The 17,327-nt window shown below is 36.5% G+C and carries 18 protein-coding genes; 3 read left to right on the forward strand and 15 right to left on the reverse strand.

Features of this window, described 5'->3' with window-relative positions; translation table 11 throughout:
* Nucleotides 1–241: 241 nt before the first annotated feature.
* From cls to ACZ9HT_RS02520, 8 genes are all read right to left on the reverse strand, one after another.
* A complete protein-coding gene (cls, locus tag ACZ9HT_RS02485; protein WP_476038851.1) occupies nucleotides 242–1,690 on the reverse strand; it encodes a cardiolipin synthase in 1,449 nt (482 codons plus the stop codon).
* An 11-nt stretch (nucleotides 1,691–1,701) separates the two neighbouring features.
* Nucleotides 1,702–2,445, reverse strand: a complete 744-nt coding sequence (locus ACZ9HT_RS02490) for a LytR/AlgR family response regulator transcription factor (protein WP_476038852.1) — start codon at nucleotides 2,443–2,445, stop codon at nucleotides 1,702–1,704.
* A gap of 9 nt (nucleotides 2,446–2,454) precedes the next feature.
* A complete protein-coding gene (locus ACZ9HT_RS02495; RefSeq protein ID WP_476038853.1) occupies nucleotides 2,455–3,015 on the reverse strand; it encodes a methyltransferase family protein in 561 nt (186 codons plus the stop codon).
* A 1-nt stretch (nucleotide 3,016) separates the two neighbouring features.
* The gene (locus ACZ9HT_RS02500) at nucleotides 3,017–3,307 is read right to left on the reverse strand and encodes a 2TM domain-containing protein (protein WP_476038854.1); all 291 of its coding nucleotides are present in this window, start codon (nucleotides 3,305–3,307) and stop codon (nucleotides 3,017–3,019) included.
* A gap of 4 nt (nucleotides 3,308–3,311) precedes the next feature.
* Nucleotides 3,312–3,593 (reverse strand): 2TM domain-containing protein, encoded by a 282-nt coding sequence (locus ACZ9HT_RS02505; RefSeq protein WP_476038855.1) that lies wholly within the window; start codon nucleotides 3,591–3,593, stop codon nucleotides 3,312–3,314.
* A gap of 5 nt (nucleotides 3,594–3,598) precedes the next feature.
* A complete protein-coding gene (locus ACZ9HT_RS02510) occupies nucleotides 3,599–4,927 on the reverse strand; it encodes a 2TM domain-containing protein (RefSeq protein ID WP_476038856.1) in 1,329 nt (442 codons plus the stop codon).
* Nucleotides 4,928–4,960: 33 nt separating this feature from the next.
* Nucleotides 4,961–5,251, reverse strand: a complete 291-nt coding sequence (locus ACZ9HT_RS02515; protein ID WP_476038857.1) for a 2TM domain-containing protein — start codon at nucleotides 5,249–5,251, stop codon at nucleotides 4,961–4,963.
* A gap of 164 nt (nucleotides 5,252–5,415) precedes the next feature.
* Nucleotides 5,416–7,536, reverse strand: a complete 2,121-nt coding sequence (locus ACZ9HT_RS02520) for a carboxy terminal-processing peptidase (RefSeq protein ID WP_476038858.1) — start codon at nucleotides 7,534–7,536, stop codon at nucleotides 5,416–5,418.
* A 134-nt stretch (nucleotides 7,537–7,670) separates the two neighbouring features.
* Between ACZ9HT_RS02520 and surE the strand changes: the two genes are divergently transcribed.
* Both surE and ACZ9HT_RS02530 read left to right on the forward strand, forming a co-directional pair.
* Nucleotides 7,671–8,435 (forward strand): 5'/3'-nucleotidase SurE, encoded by a 765-nt coding sequence (gene surE, locus ACZ9HT_RS02525; RefSeq protein ID WP_476038859.1) that lies wholly within the window; start codon nucleotides 7,671–7,673, stop codon nucleotides 8,433–8,435.
* Nucleotides 8,436–8,480: 45 nt separating this feature from the next.
* Nucleotides 8,481–9,521, forward strand: coding sequence for a GMP reductase (locus tag ACZ9HT_RS02530; RefSeq protein WP_476038860.1), 1,041 nt, complete (start codon nucleotides 8,481–8,483; stop codon nucleotides 9,519–9,521).
* A 137-nt stretch (nucleotides 9,522–9,658) separates the two neighbouring features.
* Here ACZ9HT_RS02530 and ACZ9HT_RS02535 read toward each other — a convergent pair whose 3' ends face one another.
* From ACZ9HT_RS02535 to ACZ9HT_RS02565, 7 genes are all read right to left on the reverse strand, one after another.
* On the reverse strand, nucleotides 9,659–10,321 hold the full coding sequence (locus ACZ9HT_RS02535) for an aspartate/glutamate racemase family protein (RefSeq protein ID WP_476038861.1): 663 nt from the start codon (nucleotides 10,319–10,321) through the stop codon (nucleotides 9,659–9,661).
* The gene (locus ACZ9HT_RS02540) at nucleotides 10,318–11,271 is read right to left on the reverse strand and encodes an L-histidine N(alpha)-methyltransferase (protein ID WP_476038862.1); all 954 of its coding nucleotides are present in this window, start codon (nucleotides 11,269–11,271) and stop codon (nucleotides 10,318–10,320) included. Before ACZ9HT_RS02540 ends, ACZ9HT_RS02535 begins: the two co-directional genes overlap by 4 nt.
* The gene (gene egtB / locus ACZ9HT_RS02545) at nucleotides 11,268–12,419 is read right to left on the reverse strand and encodes an ergothioneine biosynthesis protein EgtB (RefSeq protein WP_476038863.1); all 1,152 of its coding nucleotides are present in this window, start codon (nucleotides 12,417–12,419) and stop codon (nucleotides 11,268–11,270) included. The genes ACZ9HT_RS02540 and egtB overlap by 4 nt, the downstream gene beginning before the upstream one ends.
* A gap of 290 nt (nucleotides 12,420–12,709) precedes the next feature.
* Nucleotides 12,710–13,453, reverse strand: a complete 744-nt coding sequence (fabG, locus tag ACZ9HT_RS02550; RefSeq protein ID WP_476038864.1) for a 3-oxoacyl-[acyl-carrier-protein] reductase — start codon at nucleotides 13,451–13,453, stop codon at nucleotides 12,710–12,712.
* A 7-nt stretch (nucleotides 13,454–13,460) separates the two neighbouring features.
* Complete coding sequence (gene rsmI, locus ACZ9HT_RS02555; RefSeq protein WP_476038865.1) at nucleotides 13,461–14,195, reverse strand: 16S rRNA (cytidine(1402)-2'-O)-methyltransferase; 735 nt, start codon at nucleotides 14,193–14,195, stop codon at nucleotides 13,461–13,463.
* Nucleotides 14,196–15,572 (reverse strand): UDP-N-acetylmuramate--L-alanine ligase, encoded by a 1,377-nt coding sequence (locus tag ACZ9HT_RS02560; protein WP_476038866.1) that lies wholly within the window; start codon nucleotides 15,570–15,572, stop codon nucleotides 14,196–14,198.
* A 48-nt stretch (nucleotides 15,573–15,620) separates the two neighbouring features.
* A complete protein-coding gene (locus tag ACZ9HT_RS02565; protein ID WP_476038867.1) occupies nucleotides 15,621–16,685 on the reverse strand; it encodes a hypothetical protein in 1,065 nt (354 codons plus the stop codon).
* A 60-nt stretch (nucleotides 16,686–16,745) separates the two neighbouring features.
* Here ACZ9HT_RS02565 and ACZ9HT_RS02570 point away from each other — a divergent pair, with 60 nt between their 5' ends.
* Complete coding sequence (locus ACZ9HT_RS02570) at nucleotides 16,746–17,327, forward strand: thymidine kinase (protein WP_476038868.1); 582 nt, start codon at nucleotides 16,746–16,748, stop codon at nucleotides 17,325–17,327.

Here is a 17,327-nt window from a genome sequence, read left to right on the forward strand (position 1 = left end):
TAGATTTTTATTAAAAAAGTTTTCAATTTTAAAAGGCTACTATTTTCACAACTTGAGTTTAGATAGCAGAAAATTCAATCATTATTTCTCTTAAATTCGATAGATAACAAATGGAAAAGCTATTATAAATATGAATTTATAATGAATTAATCCATTTCGGCAAATATATAGTAGTTACACAAAATATCAAAACAGTTGTAACTCATTAAAAGATATTTTGACCGGTAAAAGAAGTAGGTTTTTAAAGCATCGGCGAAATCAACCGCACGATTTTCTCAATTAACTGAAGATGTTTCGGACGATTAAGCCAGGAATTAATTTCAATCTGTTCCGAATCCTGCATATCCTTTTCGAAATTGAAAGCCAATTCTTTCGCAAGATCTTCATCATAAACTACGGCATTGACTTCAAAGTTCAAATCAAAGCTTCGGTAATCTAAATTGGCCGTTCCAACGATCGCTAAAGATTGATCCGCAACCAAAGTTTTCGCGTGCACAAATCCCTTTTTATAAAGATAAATTTTCACTCCCGCTTTTAAAAGCTCGGTATAATAGGATTTCGCAGCCGCGTTGACCATAAAGGAATCTGAAATTCCCGGAACCAATAGCCGAACATCAACGCCGGAAAGTGCGGCCATCTTCAGCGCATCAATAATGGTTTCTCCCGGAATAAAATAGGGAGAAGTCAGGAAGATCTCTTTCCTCGCAGATTGTATGGCTTTAATGATTGCATAATAAATGGAAGGTCGGTCGGAATCCGGTCCGCTGGAAACAATCTGAACATTTCTTGTATGATCCGACATTTTTTCTGGCTTTGGAAAATAATTATCATTGATGGTTAACTTTTCATTGGAACAATAATTCCAGTCTCCAATAAACAAATGTTGTAGAATTGAAGTCGCATCTCCTTCGATCTTCAAATGCGTATCTCTCCAAAATAATTTGTTACCGAAATGTGCATTATTATATTTATCACTCACGTTGATTCCTCCGACAAAAGAAACGCGGCCATCAACAATAATAATCTTTCGGTGATTCCGATAGTTTAAACGATTTGCAAGCTTGATCAGTTTAATCTTATAGAATGGGAAAGCTTTCACTCCATTTTCTCTTAGTCTTTTGGCTAAGGTTTTCCGGATGGAAGCGCTGCCGAAATCATCATAAATAAAACGAACTTCAACGCCGGATTTTGCTTTTGCCATCAGAATTTCTTCAATAGCGCGACCGATCTCATCATCTTCATAAATATAATACTCAATGTGAATATGGTGTTTTGCATTTTGCAATTCCTGTAAAACTTCAGGGAATTTTTCTTCGCCGTTGATCAAAAGTTTCGCAGAATTATTCGTGGTTAAAGGGCTTCTGTCGGTTTCATAGATCATTTTCATTAAACCTGCAAAGTGATCACTATCATCGACTGCGTCAAGATTTTTAAGATTATATGATTTCAGTTTTGCGAGAACCAAATCTTCCTGTTTCTCATCCTGAATGATCTTTTTGCTGTAGAGTTTATTCTTCCGGTAATTGATGCCGAAAGAGAAGTAGATAAAAACACCAATAATGGGTAGAAAAATGACCAGAAGTAAATAGGCCAAAGTTTTGGTGACACTTTGCGTGTCATAAATAATTCGAAGCAGAACTCCGATTATAAATAGGATATAAATGATTTGTATGATTAAGATCCAGTTCATAAAGAAATTGTTTAATTGCTCAGCCAATCCTTAAAATCTTTCACTCGATCGCGACTTACGGTTATTTCTTCTTCGGGCTGAAATTCCATTTCCACTTTATAATAAGGCGAAGTGTGAATGTTTTTAATGAAATTTGAATTGATCATAAACTGCCGGTTCACGCGGAAAAATTTCTTCTCGTCGAGAACTTCTTGTAGTTCATCTAAAGTAAAATCGGTCGGATAATTTCGTTCTTTGGTTTGAAGATAAACGATTTTGTTTTCACTATAAAAACACGAAACCTCATCGGTCTGAACAATCTTTAAATTATAGCCTATTTTTACTAGAATGCGCGATAATTTCTGTTTCTCTTCTTTCATTAACGATTTGACTTCCAAAGTATTATAAGACGAATCGAAAGGTAAGAAGCTTTTATATTTATTGATCGCTTTTTCCAGATCTTCTTCCATAATTGGCTTCAAAAGATAGTCGATCGAATTGAGTTTAAAAGCTTTCAATGTGTACTGATCAAACGCCGTGGTATAAATCATAAAACTCTTCGTCGGAACTTTTTCGAAGATATCAAACGACAATCCATCGCCTAAAACAATGTCTGAAAATATCAAATCCGGATGTGGATTATTCTGAAACCAGTCTGAACCTTCATCAACAGAATTTAGGGTTGCAACTAGTTCTAAATCAGGAAACAAACTAATTAATCTTTCGAGTTTTCGCGCGGCAGGTCTTTCATCTTCGATGATGACGGTTTTTATCATACTCTAAAATTAATAAATAAAAGGAATAAGTCTTTTTGTTTTCTGCATATAATTGGAATAATCTTTTCCAAATTGATCTTTCAATACGTTTTCTTCAATCTTAATTCGGTAAAGAAACATCAGAAAAACTGGAAATAAAAGGATTATTGCAGAGATAAAATTATTGAGAACAATTGCCAATCCTACAAATGTGAGCAAAGAAAAGGCGTAAGATGGATGCAGCACATATTTGTAAAACCCATTTGTTTTTAATTGATGGTCTTTTTTGATAGTAACGTCTACGGTAAAATACTTTCCTAATTGATAAACGACGATCAACCTCAAAATAACAGATAATAAAAGCAATACTAAACCAATGATCTGTATTATTTTACTGCTGTAAAAGGGAGAGCTCCATGCCTTGGAAACAAAAATTCCGAAGAAGATGCTGAATCCAATCACCAGCCACAAGCGGGAAAGCGTTTTGTTATCTTTACCTTTCGCATCGTCGCCACCGGATCTCATTTTTAAAAGAAGAAAAACTTCGGAGATCGCCCAAAGGGTTATCACGATATTTGTTAGAGTGTTCATCTTATTTATTTTTATCCATTAACTCCCGAATTTTTTTCTCTTCCCAATCTTTTCCCATGATCACATTTGGCAAGAAAACGCTGATCGCGTGTCCCAGCAAACCGATTCCCCAAAACAGAGCGGTCCAGTAATTATCCATACTCGAAAGAGAAGCTCCGGACTGCACATTTTGCTCAATGATAAAAAGATTGACCAACACGTAAACAAGGGCATGAATGTAAAATCCTTTCAGGCGTTTTACGCGTTTTTGAGCTTCTAAATATTTAATGTCGTCTTGATTAAAATTTTCCATGATCTTATTTATTGAGTTGTTTATCTATCATCCTTCTTTCCCAGTTTTGATTAAAGAAAAATAATTTCACTGCTTTAAGCGCTAAAAGTAGTCCCCAGATCCAGAAGATTGCGGACCAGTTATTAAATCTTAAAAAGTTGAGTTCTCCCGTTATGTCATATTTTCGAAAACCGAAAAATGCAAATAGGATGATGAAAATAAGCAAACTAGCATAGAATTTTTTCAGTTGATGTACCCTTTCTTTCGCGATGGAATAATCAATTTCTTTTGTTGTTAAATTTTCCATTTAAATTAATTTTTTGAATTTTGTCGGTCTAAAATTTTCTGAATTTGTTTCTCTTCCCAGTTCTTGCCAATTCCGTACACTTTTAAAGCATGCATCAATAAGCCAAAACCCCAGCCTAACATCGGCCAGATAAACCATAAATATTGGGGCGAAGTATAAAGGTTGATGAAGACTAAAAAAGGAATGATCAAACAGTAAGAAATCAGGTTGCTGTAGAAACCTTTCAACTCTTCTACTCTTTTTGCGGCTCTTTGATAAGCCATTGATTCTTGTGATGGTTGTGCAGTCATAGCAGTAATTTTTTGGGTTAACATGGGAATTTTTACTCTGAAAAATTCCTCTGATTTTTCGATGAAAACATTTTGTTTAGTAAGTAAAGAATAGCGCTGAACGATGTTTGAGAGGCCAATTCCGGCACTTTCTTTCATCTGTTCTCTTTGCTGCAAATTATTTTCTATAAATAGAAATCCATGTTCTGAATAGATCTTGATATGCAGAGGTTTGCTCGAAGTTGCAAAATTATGTTTGATGCAGTTTTCCAAAAGTAATTGTAGAGAAAGTGGAACTACGTAAGATCTCAGGGAAGTTTCATTAACATTAAATTCAAAACTCACGCTGTCTTCGAAACGGGTTTTTAAAAGATCGCAATAGGTTTTCGCAAATTCTATTTCTTCTTCTACCGTCACGAGTTCCTTATCTTTTTGCTCCAGAACGTAGCGGTAAATTTTGGACATGGAAGAGGTAAATTTCTGAGCTTGATTCGGATTTTCATCGATTAAGGAACTTAAAACATTTAAAGAGTTAAAGAGAAAATGTGGATCGAGTTGGTTCTTTAAACTTTCAAACTGAGCGTTTGCAGATTTTGCAATTAATTTCTGCTCTACGACTTCTTTTCGGGTAGATTTCTTCCACTCTTCGATAAAACCTTTGGCATGTAAAATTGCAGAAACCAGAAGCGCAATATTAACGATGATCCAATTGATAAAACCTAAATTTCCTCTAAAAAAATTTGCAGGATCGCTTTTTTGCAGCAGTACAAAATTAATGTAATTGCAAGCGATCACCAAAACGACATTTACCAATAGCGTCGCAATGATTCCCAAAATAATTCGGGTTTTTGTATCCTCGATCCAGGAATATTTCGAATTTAGATAATCATTAACCAACCCATTCCCAAAAGTAAAGACCAAGGTGTACAGAAAAGCAACCAAAAAACTAATCAATAAATTATTAAGACTCTTGTCACCTGTAAAAAACACAAAAAAGAATAAGCCAGTCGCAAAAGAGATCACCAACAAATCCCTAGTTCTCTTCTTTAAATTGTTAAGTTCCATTTCGTAAATTTAATGATAAATGAAATTTTTCAGTTATTTATTCAATATTTTCTGAATTTCTTTTTCCTCCCAGTTTTTTCCAAGAATAAAGTCTTGTCCAAAAACTGACATTCCGTGAGCAGCCAGACCAATTCCCCAAAACAAAGCTGTCATGTAAGGATCAGCAGTCAATAAACTGCTAATATTATCAACCGCACATCCTGCAATGATCACCGCATTTACGGCCAAATAAACAGTCGCGTGAATATAAAATCCTTCAATGCTTTTCACTCTTCTTTGTGCTTGAGAGAATTTTTCTTCCTGGTTAAAATTGTAAGTTTCCATTTTTTTAAATTTAATTATTGCTTTTATTTGATGGTGTAAAGATATTCCGCGCGTGTTCATTCTTCAACAAATTATCACCGAAGGGTCGGTTTTACGTACCGACTTGTAAAAAAGAAAAAACCACCGGAAATCCGATGGTTCTTATAGTCATTATTTTAAAAAAATTATTTCATTTGTCCTACAACTGTCACCGCTTCTTGCAAGTAGAGATCACGCTGTAGATTTTTCGTCCAGTTCTGCGTTTTCTTTGTGAAGGCTTCATCGCTTTTTTCACGGGCAACCTCATCCGTATTTAAAGTGAATTTTAAACCATTGTTGAACTTATCCAAAGCTTTAAATTTCTCAATTTGAGCTTTTCTGGTTTTCATTACTTCATTGAACTTCTCCTGATTAAGGGAAATAGTTTCTTCTTTATCTAAATTCTCTTTCCACTTTGCCGATTCCTGCATCAACTGATAATTTTTATTACTTACTAACCGGCTCTCAATTCCTTTTTGTAAGGCCTGAACCGAAAAGTAATTCACTGGTTGATAAGCGACTGCCGGAATTTTATCCCACGCCAGAGCATATTCATCGTAACGTTCCCCTATTTCTGCATAGGTGTAAAAATCTTTCATTTTAATGTCTGATTCAATACCTTTTCGTTGCGTAGATTCTCCTGTAATTCTGTAAAATTTCTGGATGGTTAATTTTAAAGACCCGAAATCATCACTCGTATTCAAAAATCGGTTAAGATCAACGAATGTTTGTACGGTTCCTTTTCCGAAAGATTGAGGCGAACCAATGATCACGGCTCTACCATAATCCTGCATTGCACCGGCTAAAATCTCGGATGCTGAGGCTGAAAGTTCATTCTGCATGATGATCAAAGGACCCGTCCAAAGAGGAGCACTGGATTTATTTTTCAAGGTTTGAATTTTTCCGTTTCCATCTTTCACCTGAACATAAGCACCTGCATTCATGAATAACCCCATGATATCACCAACTTCGGTTAAACTTCCGCCACCGTTGTTTCGAAGATCAAGAATAATTCCTTCAACGTTTTGGGTTTTAAGTTTGATCAATTCATTTTTAATATCGTCGGACGCATTTCTACCTTTCGCATCTGCAAAATCAGCATTAAAACTTGGAAGGTTAATCAATCCGTATTTTTTACCATCGGAAGCGTTAACAATAATACTTCTTGCAAAAGTATCCTCGATCGCAACTTCTTCACGAATCATAGTTACTTCCTTAATGGTTTTGTCTTTCTTCTCCACCGTTAAAGTTACTTTCGTTCCTTTTTCGCCCCGAATTAACCGTACCGCCTCGTCAGAAAGCATTCCAACAACATTTACAGCATCTTCATCCGGTTTCGATCTCACTTTTAAGATCTTATCACCATCTGAAAGTTGTTTCGATTTCCAGGCTGGTGCGCCTAAGCTAAGTGCTCCCAGATATAAAAATCCTTTCTTCTCCTGAATGATCGCGCCAATTCCAATTACTTTCCCCGTAAACTGGGTATCGAAATCTTCTTTATTTTTCGGCGAATAATAGTTCGTGTGTGGATCAAAAACTTCGGTGTAAGCATTCATGTAAACCGTAAACCAGTCCATTTTATTTCTTTTCTTAAACCTTCGGAAAGTGTCTGTTACGAGATCTTTCACTTCAGAAGTTGCCTTAATCCTCTTCTGCTCCTGGGTAAGAATTTCCAGTTTAATGGTATCTTTCAAATTAAATTTCTGCACAGAATCTTTTTTCTCTTTCTGCATTTCTTCTTTTGCAGTTAAAGATTCCATTTCCTGAAGGATATTATACTTGATATATTTTTTCCATTCCGTAGAAAGTTCTGCAGCATTCTTTGCATTGCTTTTGATTTTCGGCTCTAGAACCAGAGTTTCATCTTCATTCAAATTAATGGGTTTGCTTAAAATATCCTGCGTGATCTTATCAATTTCATCAACTCTTTGATACAATCTGTCGACTGTTAATTTATAGAAAACAAGATCTCCCTGATTTAAATAATCATCTAATTTGGTTTTGTGTTTCGCAAACTCATCCATATCAGACTGTAGAAAATATCTTTTCGATGCATCTACCATATCGAAATATTGCTTATATACGTCTTCAGAATAAGCATCGTTAATGGTTTTCGGAGAGTAGTGAAGATAACTGAGCGTATTTTTTACACTTACCATGATGGTCGACATTTTATCGTCGTCATTCTTTGGTGAATTAAAGCAGAACACCAAACTCGTAAGCGGAATGAAAAGCAGTAATGTATTGAGTTTTAATTTTTTGAACATATAATTATTTAATATCTAATTTGTTAAGAATTTTTCCCTTTTGTTACAGGATTTTACAAAGTATCAAAATTAATACCTTATTTATATTTGGGCACTATTATTTTAAGTAAATTTGTGGAAAACCTAGAGATTATATGCAAAAACCTTTGATTTTAGTAACGAATGATGACGGAATAACAGCTCCCGGAATTAGGCATCTGGTAGAATTTATGAATGAAATTGGAGACGTTGTTGTGGTGGCACCAAATTCCCCGCAATCCGGTAAAGGTCACGCAATTACGATCAACTCCACGCTTACTTTTGAAGAAATTAGTTTAGATGGACCGCAGAAGGATTACTCTCTGAGCGGGACGCCTGTTGATTGTGTAAAGTTTGCCTTAGATAAAATTCTGATCAGGAAACCCGATCTGGTGGTTTCCGGAATTAATCATGGCGCCAATTCCTCCATTAATGTTATTTACTCCGGAACAATGAGTGCCGCGGTAGAAGCAGGTGTTGAAGGTTTGCAGGCAATTGGTTTTTCCTTACTGGATTTTTCCTGGGATGCCGATTTTTCTCAAGCGAAAGAATATATTCAGAATATTGTAAAAAAAGTTTTAGACAATCCTTTACCAAAAGGGATTGTGCTGAACGTGAATATTCCAAAATTACTGAAAGACGAAATTAAAGGCATCAAAGTTTGTCGACAGGCCAACGCAAAGTGGGAAGAAAATTTTGATGAAAGAGTTAATCCACACGGTAAAAAATATTACTGGTTAACCGGTTATTTTAACAATATGGATTCCGGTGAAGACGCCGATGAAACTGCTTTGGCAACTGGTTATATCTCGATTGTTCCTGTTAAATTCGATCTGACTGCTCATGAAGAATTAGAAAACCTTCGTAAAATAATGGAATAGTATTTTTCCTTTATCAATCTCAATTACCAATTTTACCTTTCCAACATGCGAATAGAAAACGAACTCAAATTAGGATTTAAAGACGTGATGATCCGTCCCAAACGTTCCACCTTAAAATCCCGTTCGCAAGTGAGTCTGGAACGTAATTTCACCTTCATTAATTCTCAGAAAAAATGGAGCGGAATTCCCATTATCGCTGCTAATATGGACACCGTGGGAACTTTTGAAATGGCAACTGCTCTGGCAAAGGATAAAATTATTACTGCGATTCATAAACATTATACTTTAGAAGACTGGAATACTTTCTTAACCAATCAGACCGACGATATTTACGATTACATCGCCTTGAGCACCGGAATCGGCAAAGTTGATGAAGAAAAAATTCAGCATATCGTAGACGCTCACCCAAAAATTAATTTTTTATGCATCGATGTTGCGAACGGCTACTCTGAAAATTTTGTAGATTTTGTAAAAAAGATCCGGAAAGCTTTTCCGGACAAAACCATTATCGCTGGAAACTTGGTAACGGGAGAAATGGTTGAAGAACTCATCTTGGCTGGCGCCGATATTATAAAAGTAGGAATTGGACCAGGTTCTGTTTGTACAACGAGAATCAAAACTGGCGTAGGTTATCCTCAACTTTCTGCAATTATAGAATGTGCCGATGCAGCACATGGACTTGGCGGCCATATTATTTCTGATGGTGGTTGTAAAATTCCGGGAGATGTTGCGAAAGCTTTTGGCGGCGGTGCAGATTTCGTTATGTTAGGCGGAATGTTCGCAGGGCACGACGAAAGCGGTGGTGAAATAGTAGAGGAAAACGGCAAAAGATACCGCCTTTTTTATGGAATGAGTTCTCAAACTGCCATGGATAAACATGCTGGCGGGGTTGCAGAATACCGCGCTTCCGAAGGTAAAACAGTGAAAGTCAAATATAAAGGTGCGGTTTCCGATACTGTGAAAGATATTTTGGGTGGTGTGCGGTCGACCTGTACTTATGTGGGCGCGTCGCAACTGCGGGAACTTTCCAAGAGAACTACTTTCATTAGAGTTCAGGAGCAGGAAAATCAGGTTTTTGGAGATTAAATATTTTTTACAATTTATATGAAAAAAGTACTGTTAATGACTGAGAAAATCTGCAAAACAGATTCCAAAAAGTTTCCGGGAAATTACATTTACGGTCCTTTCCATGGAACAGAATTATAGAACATTCGATTCGTGACTTATTTTAAAAATTCCTTGATCTGTAGATCCATCATGTCTATACACGAGGGATTTTCTTTTAGGGAAAAGACAGAAAGTTCCGTACAGGCAATTACAACTGGTGTTTCTTTGGAATATTTTAGGATTAGATTTTGAAATTCACTTATCTCTTCTGAACTTGCTTTATCCTTATATACCTTTTTCCTAAAACCATCGATCCAATTTTGATCAGATTCCGTTGGCTTTAAAAGGGCAATTTTATTTTCTGAAAATTTTCTCCTTAAATACTCTGAATTCATGGTGTATGAAGTCCCAAAAAGACAGACTTCTGAAATAGTGTTTTCTCTTAGATATTCTAAAGTCAAATCAACGGGATGACAAATTTCAATTGGAATTTCAATTTGATCTAAAGTTTCGTGAAGCGTAATATTTGGAACCAAAAGTTTTGTGATTCCCAAATTTAGAAGATTTTCTAAATGACCTTTCACTTTCGGAATCAAAGTTGAAAACTGATCCGGTAAAAAAAGGTTTATTTCTTGAAAATCAACTTGATACAAAACAAACGGACATGTAGAGAACTCTTCGTTCTGTTGATTATATTGCTCATATATTTGCTTCAAATAATATTGAGTCGACACTGCGCCTAATCCTAAAATTCCTCTGCACGATCTTTTTAAACTCATCTTTTAGTTAGGATATAATCGGCGAAATAATTTTTAGAATCTAATAATTTATCCGTGATCTCTAACAGTGAACCGTTAAGTAGATTCTTTAAAATCTCATCGTTATATTTTCGGGAGATCTCGGTGTGAATATTTTCCCCTTCTTCAAAATTAAATGATTTTTGAAGTTCCTTAATATAAACGGTTTGTTTCTTCTTACTTCTTAAAAAACTTTTGGCAATCCCTTCTTCTTCTGTATATTCCGGAACATGTTCAAAATTCTCCAGATCAAAATCTGCCTGAAATTCTGCATTAATCCGCTTCAAGAGGTTTAAATTGAAATCTCTGGTTATTCCTGCAGCATCGTCATACGCAGGAAGTACGATGTCTTTGGATTTTACAAGATCAAGTCCTAAGAGCAATTTTTCATTCACCTTGAGATGTTGCGAGATCTTCTGGAGAAACCGGGCAGCAATTTTATCTTCCATATTTCCCAAATTAGAGCCAATAAATAAAATTACTTTTGGTTTATCGGAAAGAAAAAGATGATCTAGAACCTGAAAATAATCGCCTTGTTGGGCCTCAGTTCTCAGGTCCGGAAATAGACTTTCCATTCTATTAGTTATTACGGAAAGACTGTTGCTTGAAATGTCGACCGGAATAAATTTAAAGTTAAACCCTTTGTCGAGCAACGTTTTCAACAAATGCTGGGTTTTCTTTCCGTCTCCGGCTCCCAATTCGATGAGTTCAAATTCTTCGTCGGTGCTGATCTGGAAGGACTGAATAATTTTTTCACTTTGTTCGCTGAATATTTCCAGTTCCGAATTTGTCAGATAATATTCCGGAATTGCCATGATCTGCTGAAAGAGTTCATCGCCGGCTTTATCATAAAAATAATGGGAAGAAATATATTTGGGATGCTGACTGAGACCATCATTCACATCTTTTAAAAAGGAGTCGTTTTTCGTCATTTTGCTAATCTTATTCCGGTGATCTGCCACCTGTATTTTGGACTGAAGAAGTTTCTGTAAGTTTTTCTTTCGTGACCTTTCGGCGTTGCCGTTGAACAACCGCGCAATACCATTTGACTAATCATAAATTTGCCGTTGTACTCGCCAACTGCGCCTTCTGCAATTTTAAAATTTGGATAGGGTAAATAGGCAGAATACGTCCATTCCCAGCGTTTACCCCAATTGAACTGATCTGCTGCAGCTTCCCATTCAAATTCTGAAGGGAGTCGTAATCCTTTCCAGGTTGCAAAGGCTTGCGCTTCGTAAAAGGAGATATGCGTTAAAATATCATCTGACTGAATGGGTTTTAAACCTTCTAATGTAAAGGAGTGCCACTTTCCATCGATCTGTTTCCAGTAGAGTGGTGATTTTACTTGATTCTCGGTGACCCAATTCCAGCCTTCGTCTAACCAAAATTTAAAATTATTGTATCCACCAGCTTCCATAAATTCTAAAAAATCTCCATTTGTAACGAGTGATCTTGAGATTTCGAAATCGTGGAGAAAAACTTTATGTCTGCCTTCTTCATTATCAAAGTGAAATCCTTCGCCTTCGAAACCTATTTCATAAATTCCTTCAGACATTTTTAGCCAACCTTCTTCTGTATTTTTCTGCGCGGTGAGATTATAACCTTCCTTGTACACAGGATAAATTGGATTGTAGGATAGAGTGTGTTTTAAATCGGTAATTAAAAGTTCCTGATGCTGCTGTTCGTGATTGATTCCTAAGATCATCAATTCTTCCAGTTCAGGAGTGGAGTTATCTTTTAATAATTTTGCAATCTGTTGATCGACATAGATCCGATATTCGTAGACTTCTTGAACTGTTGGGCGCGTAATGGTTCCACGTTCGGTCCGAATAGCACGATCACCTAAAGTTTGATAATAACTGTTGAAAAGAAACGCAAAATGGGGATTAAAAACCTTGTAATCAGGAACGAATTTTTTTAAGACCATTTCCTCAAAAAACCAGGTCGAATGACTTAAATGCCATTTCGGGGGACTTGCAAAATCCACAGGTTGTGGAATGTAGTCCTCTATTTGTAGGGGCTCGCAAAGGGCAACCGTTTCAGCACGAGTCTTTTGAAATTTCTTTAGTAGTTGATTCATAAAATCTGGATAAATATAAGTTCTGTGCAATACAAAAAATATTCCGCAATATATAAATTACCAACTAATCGGCAATAATTAGTATGTAAACTTACTATTAATCAAAAGAGCTCTTGAAATCTGTCGAAGAAGCGTCAACTTTCTTTGTAGCCCTGATCGCAGCGATATCCTTTTTGTTTTTTTCAGAAAACAAAAAGATAAAGCGAAGAGCAGGACTGGTTTTGGAAAGAAAAAAAACTCTTGTGCTCCTGAAATCGTTACCTAAAAATCTTTTTTAAAGTTGAGAGAATCTAGGTCAACATTCCACCATCTACATTCAGCACCTGTCCCGTAATGTAATTGGACATATCGCTCGCCAGAAAAACACAGGCATTTGCAACATCTTCCGGTTGACCACCACGTTTCAACGGGATAGCATCTCTCCAACCCTGAACGGTTTTTTCATCTAAAGCCAAAGTCATTTCTGTTTCTATAAATCCGGGAGCAATGGCGTTACAACGGATATTTCGGGAACCTAATTCCAAAGCGATCGATTTAGAAAAGCCGATCACTCCCGCTTTTGAAGCTGCATAATTTGCCTGTCCGGCATTTCCTTTTACGCCTACAACCGAGGTCATGTTGATAATAGAACCTGACCGTGCTTTCATCATGGGTTTAATGACCGCTTTTGTAAGGTTAAAAACGGAATCCAAATTCACTTTGATAATGGTATCCCAGTCATCTTTGGACATTCTAAGCATTAAGTTATCACGCGTTATTCCAGCGTTATTGATCAAAATGTCGATTTTACCGAAGTCAGCAATCACATCTGCCGCTAATTTTTGCGCAGCGTCATAATCTGAAGCATCAGACTGATAAGATTTTACTGTCGTGATTTTTCCTAATTCTTCTTCTAAAACTTTTGCTTTATCTACAGATCCAGCGTAAGTAAAAGCAACATGAGCACCTTCTTTGGCAAAAACTTCGGCAATTCCTTTTCCTATTCCGCGGGTTGCACCTGTGATCAGGGCAACTTTTCCTTCTAATAATCCCATATCTTATTTAATTTTCTAAGTTTTTATATTTATTTGTTGACACCGGTTTTTCGTTATCCTCTGCTTTATTTTCGACGTTACTGATGACTAAAACAATTTCTCCTTTTAAAGTTTTGCTTTTGGAGAAGTCGATTAACTCATTAATTGTTCCGCGTTTAGTTTCTTCGAATTTTTTTGAGATCTCCCGACTTAAACTGCCTTTTGTTTCTTCGCCGAAAAATTCTTTGATCTGTTCTAAAGTGGTGTTGATCTTGTGCGGACTTTCATACAAAATGATGGTTTTTTTCTCCTCTGCAAGTTGTTTGAGTTTTGTCTGACGCCCTTTTTTTTGAGGTAAAAATCCTGCAAACAAAAATTCATTATTGGGCAGTCCTGAAACTACTAAGGCCGGAACAAAAGCAGTGGCTCCAGGCAAACACTGCATTTCTAAATTTTCAGCAGAAACCGCTCGAGCCAAAAGATAACCCGGATCTGAAATTCCCGGCGTTCCGGCATCGGTTATTATTGCGATGTTTTGTCCGTTTTTTAAATCATCAATTACTTTCTGTGTCGTTTGATGTTCGTTATGTAAATGATACGACTTCAATGGTTTAGATATTTCATAATGCTTCAAAAGAAAACCCGAAGTTCGGGTATCTTCACATAAAATATAATCGACTTCTTTCAGAATTCTTACTGCTCTGAAAGTCATATCTTCTAAGTTTCCAATCGGTGTTGGAACAAAATACAGGATTCCGCTCATTTATAAATTTTGATAGAGGTTTTTACAGAACTCCTCCAAACTTGGATCTCTTGCACCCATTAAAAGTAAAACAGTTCCTGAATTCAATTCGGGTTTCAAAGCTTCTAACAGATCATTTCGGTCTTCGATAAAATGGGCTTTCTTGCCTTTCGCTTTAATTCCTTCAATTAGATCGTTGGCAGAAATATCTTTGATTGCTGTTCCGCCGGCGTAAAAAATTTCACTCATCCATATTTCATCTTGGGGTCTTAAAGCATCAGCAATTTCTTCAATAAAATCATCTTTTAGAAAACGTGTTGGCTTGTAACCGTGCGGTTGAAACCAGGCGATGACTTTTTCTGCCAAAGGTTGACAGGCTTTAATTGAAGCTGCACATTTCGCGGGATTGTGCGCATAATCATCAATCACCCAAACGCCATTTTTTTGACCTAAAATTTGATGACGCCGATAAATCCCTTCATAATTCGCCAAACTATCAGCACATGTTTTTAAGTTAATGCCAATTCGATTTGCAACTGCGATAGCTGCGGTCGCATTTTCTACAGAATGCTGGCCGAGAGAATTCATCTGAAATTTTTGATCCAAAACTTCAAAGGTTAATGAAAGTCCATTCTGCTCAAAGTTTTCTGCAGAATAACCTACCTCTTTATTTTCAAAACCAAAATCATTTTTGGAAGTTGCCGACAATGATTTTGCTAATGTATTAGATTGATTTACAACGAATAAACGCTTCGTATTGTTTTTAAAAATAGTAAACAAATCAATTAATTCATCGATTTCCTGGTGGTCTTTATCAATATTTAAAAGTAAGCCGATTTCTGGTTTGTATTGAACCACAGATCCGTCGCTTTCGTCCGCTTCAATGATGAGCCAGTCCCCATTTCCGACGGCAGCATTTCCTATTTTACCTTCTTTGATAATGCTCGTTAAACCTGCACCAGAAATAATACTCGGCTCCAGTTTCGCATCCAGTAAGATCTGATAAAGCATCGCCGACGTCGTAGATTTTCCTGAAGTTCCAGCAACTGCAATTGTTTTTTTGCTTTTCGCAATGATTGATAATAACTCGCTTCTTTTAATGATCTGGATCCCGAGTTCTTTTGCTTTCTGTACTTCAAAAACCGTATCTTCAATTGCGGTGGAGACGACGATTAAATCTGTGTTTTCTGTAATTCCGCTTCCATCCTGGAGAAAACATTTGATTCCCTCCTTTTCTAGCTGTTCCTTTGTTTTATTGTATTCTTCGGGATGAAAATAACGGTCACTTCCGGAAACTTCTTTGCCAATTCCTTTTAAATATTGCGCAATCGCGCTCATTCCGACTCCTGCTACTCCAATAAAAAAGACATTTTTGAAGTCTGAAATACTTTTTAACATATTTTACTTGTTGCTGATTAATGATAGACTGATTTTGAACGATTGATTTTACATCAATTTATTTTCTACCAGATCCCAAAGACGCTGCGCATATTCATCAACTTTACTCCAGTCTTTCCGGTAATAAACTTCGCTTAAATACTGGCGGGCTTCTTCCATATTATGAAAAGAATTTAATTTATCAATTGTTAATTTAAGTTCGTTTTCATCTCCTTTGAAAAGTAATTTTGTAAAAGCAATTTTGTCGTTAAAATCCAGTTTAAATTCGTGCTGCTTTTTTGGCGCTTCCATAAAATCGGTTGGAATGTTGGTTTTAAGCAGGCTTCCATTATCAAAGTTATCTTCTGAACTTTCCGATTTCTTTTCCTGAATTTTTTCCAGTGGATCTTCATCAAAGAGATTCTGAACGGCTTTCAGTCCTTTAATATTAGACAATTTAAATTTTTTCTCCGTTTGCTGCTCCAGCGTTTTATAATCCTGGATTAATTCTTCAGGAGTTGCATTTTGTACGTCATGCTTATTGATCTCCACGATTTTTCGGCGTCGTTCTTCTGAATCAAGAAATTCCTGTTCTTTCTGAAATAACCGTTCTTGATAATTGGGATCTTCCTGTTCTACAACCAGTGGGATTTCTTTCTCTGGAACAAGTTCATTCTCTGTAATATTTTCTTCGGGTGTAAATTCGATGTTTTCCGGTACCGATAAAATTTCAGCAGTTTCCACCTGGCTGAAAATTTCAGTCTCTAACTCTTCCTCTCTCCTATTTTCAACGAGACTTTCATCCTGTTGAATGGCGTTGATCTCGTTGGTGAACATGACTTCTTCTTCAATTACATCTTCTTCAAACGAGAAATCATCAAAATGTTCTACTTGAGTTTGAGAATTTATGTTGAAACCAGTCTCATGCGTATCGCTGAATTCTTGCGGCTGTTCTGTGAGGAAGCTTTCCTTATTTTTCTCTAAAATCCGAAGAAATGCGATTCGATCCGCGACTTCTGCAAACAAATCCTGTTTTGCCAATAACTCCTCTTTAGAATTTATTTTAGAGAGTGTATCGAGAATATTTTTCGATTCAAAAAAAATTTTTTCTTGTAGATCTTGAAGATTTTGCATGATAAAGTCTTATTAAATTTCCCTATTTTTGGACTCTGAATATTACGGCTAATTTAACAAATGTTTTTAGAAAATACAATTAATCACGCAAAACAAAGCGGCTGGATGGAGGTCATCTGCGGATCGATGTTTTCGGGGAAAACCGAAGAACTCATCCGAAGGTTACGACGTGCAGAAATGGCAGGACAAAACGTAGAAATTTTCAAACCAAAACTGGACGTGAGATATGCTGCGGAGGAAGTGGTTTCGCATAATCAAAACAAGATCAGAAGTACACCCGTTGACAGTCCAAACGAAATTTTGCTTTTAGGGTCCAATTGCGATGTGGTAGGAATTGATGAAGCGCAGTTCTTTGATGAAAGTATTGTAGAAGTCGCTAATAAATTGGCAAACAGCGGAATACGTGTAGTTATCGCCGGCTTAGACATGGATTTTATGGGTCGCCCATTTGGTCCCATTCCCAATTTAATGGCGACTGCAGAATATGTTACGAAGGTTCATGCGATCTGCAAAAGAACCGGGAATCTTGCAAATTACTCGATGCGGATTTCTGCGAGTAAAGATCTGGTTGAACTTGGAGAAACTGAAAGCTACGAAGCTGTGAGCCGAAGAGTTTTCAACGACGAATTTATGAACAAGTAA

The organism is Chryseobacterium sp. UYP7 (assembly GCF_056279225.1).

Excerpts from the sequence above, each read along its gene's own strand:
- cls (WP_476038851.1), bottom strand. The coding sequence starts at position 1,690 with ATGAACTGGATCTTAATCATACAAATCATTTATATCCTATTTATAATC.
- ACZ9HT_RS02490 (WP_476038852.1), bottom strand. The coding sequence starts at position 2,445 with ATGATAAAAACCGTCATCATCGAAGATGAAAGACCTGCCGCGCGAAAA.
- ACZ9HT_RS02495 (WP_476038853.1), bottom strand. The coding sequence starts at position 3,015 with ATGAACACTCTAACAAATATCGTGATAACCCTTTGGGCGATCTCCGAA.
- ACZ9HT_RS02500 (WP_476038854.1), bottom strand. The coding sequence starts at position 3,307 with ATGGAAAATTTTAATCAAGACGACATTAAATATTTAGAAGCTCAAAAA.
- ACZ9HT_RS02505 (WP_476038855.1), bottom strand. The coding sequence starts at position 3,593 with ATGGAAAATTTAACAACAAAAGAAATTGATTATTCCATCGCGAAAGAA.
- ACZ9HT_RS02510 (WP_476038856.1), bottom strand. The coding sequence starts at position 4,927 with ATGGAACTTAACAATTTAAAGAAGAGAACTAGGGATTTGTTGGTGATC.
- ACZ9HT_RS02515 (WP_476038857.1), bottom strand. The coding sequence starts at position 5,251 with ATGGAAACTTACAATTTTAACCAGGAAGAAAAATTCTCTCAAGCACAA.
- ACZ9HT_RS02520 (WP_476038858.1), bottom strand. The coding sequence starts at position 7,536 with ATGTTCAAAAAATTAAAACTCAATACATTACTGCTTTTCATTCCGCTT.
- surE (WP_476038859.1), top strand. The coding sequence starts at position 7,671 with ATGCAAAAACCTTTGATTTTAGTAACGAATGATGACGGAATAACAGCT.
- ACZ9HT_RS02530 (WP_476038860.1), top strand. The coding sequence starts at position 8,481 with ATGCGAATAGAAAACGAACTCAAATTAGGATTTAAAGACGTGATGATC.
- ACZ9HT_RS02535 (WP_476038861.1), bottom strand. The coding sequence starts at position 10,321 with ATGAGTTTAAAAAGATCGTGCAGAGGAATTTTAGGATTAGGCGCAGTG.
- ACZ9HT_RS02540 (WP_476038862.1), bottom strand. The coding sequence starts at position 11,271 with ATGACGAAAAACGACTCCTTTTTAAAAGATGTGAATGATGGTCTCAGT.
- egtB (WP_476038863.1), bottom strand. The coding sequence starts at position 12,419 with ATGAATCAACTACTAAAGAAATTTCAAAAGACTCGTGCTGAAACGGTT.
- fabG (WP_476038864.1), bottom strand. The coding sequence starts at position 13,453 with ATGGGATTATTAGAAGGAAAAGTTGCCCTGATCACAGGTGCAACCCGC.
- rsmI (WP_476038865.1), bottom strand. The coding sequence starts at position 14,195 with ATGAGCGGAATCCTGTATTTTGTTCCAACACCGATTGGAAACTTAGAA.
- ACZ9HT_RS02560 (WP_476038866.1), bottom strand. The coding sequence starts at position 15,572 with ATGTTAAAAAGTATTTCAGACTTCAAAAATGTCTTTTTTATTGGAGTA.
- ACZ9HT_RS02565 (WP_476038867.1), bottom strand. The coding sequence starts at position 16,685 with ATGCAAAATCTTCAAGATCTACAAGAAAAAATTTTTTTTGAATCGAAA.
- ACZ9HT_RS02570 (WP_476038868.1), top strand. The coding sequence starts at position 16,746 with ATGTTTTTAGAAAATACAATTAATCACGCAAAACAAAGCGGCTGGATG.